At 74.1% G+C, this 5,497-nt stretch carries 4 protein-coding genes; all 4 read right to left on the reverse strand.

From position 1 onward, the window contains the following. The coding region (locus ATM99_RS07190; protein ID WP_062102238.1) for a glycoside hydrolase family 5 protein at window positions 1–1,024 on the reverse strand (1,024 nt) is incomplete at its 3' end. A 240-nt stretch (window positions 1,025–1,264) separates the two neighbouring features. Continuing rightward, window positions 1,265–2,431, reverse strand: a complete 1,167-nt coding sequence (locus ATM99_RS07195) for an esterase family protein (RefSeq protein ID WP_062102239.1) — start codon at window positions 2,429–2,431, stop codon at window positions 1,265–1,267. A gap of 165 nt (window positions 2,432–2,596) precedes the next feature. Further along, the gene (gene acs / locus ATM99_RS07200) at window positions 2,597–4,558 is read right to left on the reverse strand and encodes an acetate--CoA ligase (RefSeq protein WP_150118188.1); all 1,962 of its coding nucleotides are present in this window, start codon (window positions 4,556–4,558) and stop codon (window positions 2,597–2,599) included. Window positions 4,559–4,750: 192 nt separating this feature from the next. After that, a partial coding sequence (locus ATM99_RS07205) for a hypothetical protein (protein ID WP_223304861.1) occupies window positions 4,751–5,497 on the reverse strand: 747 nt, incomplete at its 5' end.

A 5,497-nucleotide genomic window follows, 5' to 3' on the forward strand; every position in this document is an offset into this window, starting at 1 on the left:
TGGGCGTCGGCGTCGTGCCCGAGAAGAACGTCGCCGTGCGGGCCGTCCCCTTGATGCCGTTCGGGCCGTCGAAGATGAGCTTCCCCCAGTCGGTCTTCTGCGCCGGGTCGAAGCCGCGCACCATGTCGAGGTACTCGACGCCGCCGCTGTTGCCCGACCACGACCAGCCGTAGTAGCCGATGCCGCGCTCGACCGCCTCGCGCATGATCGTCGCCTCGTCGGGGTTGCCGTCGGAGTGGTCGTGACCGAACTCGCCGATCACCAGCGGCAGGCCCTGGGCCTCGAACGCGTCGAGGTAGGACGTGATGGTCGACGCCTGCGCGTAGACGCCGTACATGTGCACCGAGAACAGCGTGTTGCCCTCCGGGTCGGCGGCCGCCACGGTGGCGGCGGTGTCGCGCATGACGCCCTTCCAGTCCTGCCCCCAGTTGGGCGCGTCCACCACGATGTTGTGGCGCAGCCCGGCGGCGCGGACCTTGGCGATCGCGGCCGACGTGGCGGCCGTCCAGCCCGTGACCTGGGGCTCGTTGTTGCCCGTGGGCTCGTTGCCGATGTTGATCTGGACGAAGTCCTCGGTGCCCTGCAGCACGGGCTTCAGCGACACGAAGTAGTCGGCGGCCGCGTCGAGGCTCACGGCGCCGGCCTGCTCGCCGTAGCCCGTGGTGTCGTGGTTCTCGAGCATGCACACGAGCTGGTTGTCGCGGCACAGGTCGATGACGTCGGCGACGTCGGCGGCGCTGTTCGCCGTCCAGCGTCCGCCCGACAGCACGACGCGCAGCGCGTTCGCGCCGGCGGCGCGGATCGCGGGGATCGCGGTGGGGGTCTGGGACGCGTACCAGGTGTGGGCGTGGCTGACGCCGCGCGCGACGAACGGTGTCCCGTCCTGCTCGACGAGCTGCGTGCCGGACACGTGCAGGCCGACGGGGTCGGCGGCGGAGGCGGTCGTGGCCGCGGCCGTGAGCCCGCCGACGGCCAGCAGCGCGGCGCCGCACGCGGCGGCCGCACGCAGGGAGGTGCTCTTCATGGACGTCCTCGTTCCGCGAAGGGGGGCTGGGAGCACCCGTCCGGCGCGCGCGGCGTCGGAGCGGGGTGCGCCGTCAGACAACCAGCGCGTCCGGACGCCCTCCATCGGTGAAGCGTTTCGTCGCCCCGCCTCGCGCAAGCGCTTCGACCCGCGCTCGCGGCACGACGTCGCCGACCGGGGTCGACGGCCGGCCCGGCTGCACCGGCAGCTGTACCGGCAGCTGCACCGGCAGCCGCCCCGTCAGCCCGCCGTGAGGTGCTGCGACGCGGTCACGAGCGCGTACGGCAGCGTCGCGCGCGCCATCGTCCACGTGTGGGTCTGCCCGGGCTCCTCGCGCCACACCACGTCCACGCCCCGGGCCGCGAGCTTCGTCGCGACGTCCGCCGCGTGCCGCACGCTCATGCTGTTCTCGCCCGCGGGCACCGAGAGGAACAGCGTGAGCGGCGAGGGCAGCTCGATCGTCGAGGCGTACTTCATGACGTCGTGCTCGTCCCACTCCGCCTGCGTCGCGAGCATCGCGTGGCCGCCCTCGCCCGGGTCGGCGTACGGCCCCATCGACAGGATGGTGCCGAACTGGTCGGCGTGCCGCAGGCCGTGGTCGAGCGCGCAGTACCCGCCGGAGGAGAACCCGCCGAACGCCCGCCCGGCGCGGTCGGCCGCGGTCCGGTAGTGCGCGTCGACCCACGGCACGAGCACGTCGGCGAGGTACGTGTCGACCTGCGAGCCGCCCGTCGTCGAGTCGAGGCACTCGGTGTCCCGCGGCGAGGGTCCGGTGCCGTTGACGTCGGGCGCGACGACGATCATCGGCTGCACCTTGCCGGTGCGGATCAGCACGTCCATCGCCTGCGCCGCGTTGCCCGCGGCGAACCAGTCGCCCGACGCGCCGGGGCTGCCGTGCACGAGGTAGACCACGGGGTACCGGGTCGTCCCGGCCGGGTCGTAGCCGGGGGGCGTGTAGACCCACGTGAGCGAGTCGGTCGGCATCTTCAGGTCGGCCGGTGCGGGCACGTTCACCGCGGTCGCCGACCCCTGGTCGGTGCCGCCCGCGCGCTCCTGCGCCGTGCCGTGCTTGAGGCCGGGCGCCTCGCCGACGCCCCACGACGCGAGCGAGACGCGCAGCGCGAGGGTGTTGGGGACGTACCCGGCGATGACGTTCGCGGTCAGTGCGAGCCCGAACAGGGTCGTCAGCGTGGACAGCGCGACCCACGGCCACCCGCGGCGCCCCCGCCGGTGGCGCACGACGGCGAGCACGACCAGCCCGACGGCGACGACTCCCGCGGCCACCACGCTCCACCACGACGACAGCCAGTCGCCCCCGCCCAGGAGCTGCCGCATCACCGCGCGCGGGATGACGTCGGGGTGGGGCAGCGCCGAGACGTCGGCCGGGGTCGCGGGGGGAGTGCTCACCTCACCACCATGCCCGCTCGCGCTGCGTGGCGCCTGCACCCCACCTGGGTGCGACCTGTGAGCGACCCGAGATGCCCGGTTCGTCGGGGGTCGGGTGAGCCGGCCGTGCCGCGGCCCGTGGTGCGGTGCACCACGGGCCGCGGGGTGGAGCGGGGTCGTGCGGCGTCAGTCCGACGTCGTGGGCGTGGACAGCCCTGCGGCGATGAGGTCCATGACGGACGAGTCCGCGAGCGTCGTCGCGTCGCCGACCTGCCGGTGCTCGGCGACGTCGCGCAGCAGGCGGCGCATGATCTTGCCGGACCGCGTCTTGGGCAGCTCGGGGACCACGAGGATCTGCCGCGGCTTGGCGATCGGCCCGATCTCCTTGGCGACGTGCGTGCGCAGCGTCTCCTGCACGGTCGCGGCGTCGGACGACGCGGCCTGCGCGGCGTCGCCCCGCAGGATGACGAACGCGACGACGGCCTGTCCCGTCGTCTCGTCGGTCGCGCCGACCACGGCGGCCTCGGCGACCCAGGGGTGCGCGACGAGCGCGGACTCGATCTCGGTGGTCGAGAGCCGGTGCCCCGACACGTTCATGACGTCGTCGACGCGGCCCAGCAGCCAGATGTCGCCGTCGTCGTCCTTCTTGGCGCCGTCCCCCGCGAAGTACAGGCCGCGGAACCGGGACCAGTACGTGTCGCGGTACCGCTCGGGGTCGCCCCAGATGCCGCGCAGCATGGACGGCCAGGGCTCGGTCACCACGAGGTACCCGCCGCCGCCGTTCGGGACGGGCTGCGCGTCGTCGTCCACGACGTCGGCCGCGACGCCCGGCAGCGGGACCTGCGCCGATCCTGGCTTGGTCGCCGTGACCCCGGGCAGCGGGCTGATCATGATCGCGCCGGTCTCGGTCTGCCACCACGTGTCGACGATCGGCGTGCGGTCGCCGCCGATGACGCGGCGGTACCACATCCACGCCTCGGGGTTGATGGGCTCGCCCACGGACCCGAGCACGCGCAGGCTCGACAGGTCGAACCCGGCGGGGATGTCCTCGCCCCACTTCATGCACGTACGGATCGCGGTGGGGGCGGTGTACAGGATCGTCACGCCGTACTTCTGGACGATCTCCCACCAGCGGCCCCGGTGCGGGGTGTCGGGCGTGCCCTCGTAGATGACCTGCGTCGCGCCGTTCACCAGGGGCCCGTAGACGACGTACGTGTGCCCGGTGATCCAGCCGACGTCGGCCGTGCACCAGTAGACGTCGGTCTCGGGCTTGAGGTCGAACACGTTGAGGTGCGTGTACGCGGCCTGCGTGAGGTAGCCGCCCGTGGTGTGGAAGATGCCCTTGGGCTTCCCGGTGGTGCCCGAGGTGTACAGGATGAACAGCGGGTGCTCGGCGTCGACCTCGACGGGCGTGTGCTGCGACGACGCGACGTCGACGGCCTCGTGCCACCAGACGTCGCGCCCCGGCGTCCACTCGACCGGCTGACCCGTGCGCCGCACGACGAGCACGTGCCGCACGCTCGGCGCGCCCTTCGCGAGCGCCTCGTCGACGGCCGGCTTGAGCGCCGACGGGTTGCCGCGCCGGAACCCGCCGTCCGCGGTGACGACGAGCTTCGCCTCGGCGTCGAGGATGCGGCTGCTCAGCGCCTCGGCCGAGAACCCGCCGAACACCACCGAGTGCGGCGCGCCCAGCCGCGCGCACGCGAGCATCGTGACGACGGCCTCGGGGATCAGCGGCAGGTAGATCGCGACGCGGTCGCCAGTGCCGACGCCGAGCGCGGCCATCGCGTTGGCGGCCTTGGAGACCTCGCGCTGCAGGTCGGCGTACGTGAGGGTGCGCGTGTCGCCGCCCTCGCCCTCGAAGTGCAGCGCGACCCGGTCCCCGCGGCCCGCCTCGACGTGCCGGTCCACCGCGTTGTACGCGGCGTTCAGTCGGCCGTCGGCGAACCAGCGCGCGAACGGGGCGTCCGACCAGTCGAGGGTCTGCGTGAACGGCGTCGACCACGTCAGGAGGTCCCGCGCCTGGTCGGCCCAGAACCCGGGACGGTCCGCGTTCGCCCACGCGTACAGGTCCGCCCCGGCGTTGGCCTGGGCCGCGAACTCGCTCGACGGCGGGAACCGGCGGTCCTCCGTCGAGAGGTTCTCCAGACACCGTGCGGCGGGCTGGTCGGACGATGGCGTGGGCGACCCGGGGGTCGTCGGCTCGGCAGACTGTTCGGTCACGGTGTCTCCTGCGCAGCGGCGTCGGTGCGGCGGTGGTGCTGACCTGGGTGGTCCTCGTGAGGGACATTAGTCCCGGTGCGTGCCGGTCCGCACCGGGTCACGGCGCGTCGCGACCGGTCAGGACGTGCGGTTGCGCTCGCGGAACGCCCCGAGCCGGACGCCGTGCCGCCGGGTCAGCGCCACGACGACGCCCGCCGCGAGCAGCAGCACGCCCGCGACGAGCGCGGTTCCCGACGTGCCGGCGACCGTCACCTGCGTGAGCGTCAGGTGCCACGCGTCCGAGCCGACCACGTCCAGCGTCGTGGTGCGGGCGACGCCCGGCGCGTACAGGTAGAGGCCGCCCAGCGCGCTCAGCACGACACCCGCGGTGAGCGGCACCGCGGCGGTCCACAGGCCCAGCACGAGCAGCGCCGCCAGCAGCAGGACCCCGCACGAGACGAGCACGATCCCGAGCACCTCGAGCGAGGCGTCCCAGCGGTCGGCCTGCACCACGAGCACGCGGCTCTGCCCGATCAGCGTGAGCGCCAGCGCGAGCGGTGCCAGGACGAGCCCGACGAGCACGCCGAGCACGTGCGTCCCCGCGTGCGGCGTGCGGGGTGCGTTCGGGTCCGGGAAGAGCTCGTCGTCGTCGCCCCGCGTCGCGGCGCCGCCCTGGGTCGCGGCGCCGTCGCGGGTCGCGGTGCCGTCGTGGGTCGCGGCGACGGGCGACACGGCGACGGGTGACACGGCGGGGTCGGGTGTCGTGGCGGCGGGCGCCGCCGCGCGGCCCGGTGCGTCGTCGTCCGGTCCGCCCGGCCGTCCGGGGGGCGGGTCGTCCGCGGGCGCGGCGGGTCGGGTACCGTCGGGCCGGCTCGCGACGGGCGC

The sequence above is a fragment of the Cellulomonas sp. B6 genome (assembly GCF_001462455.1).
GTDB lineage: Bacteria > Actinomycetota > Actinomycetes > Actinomycetales > Cellulomonadaceae > Cellulomonas.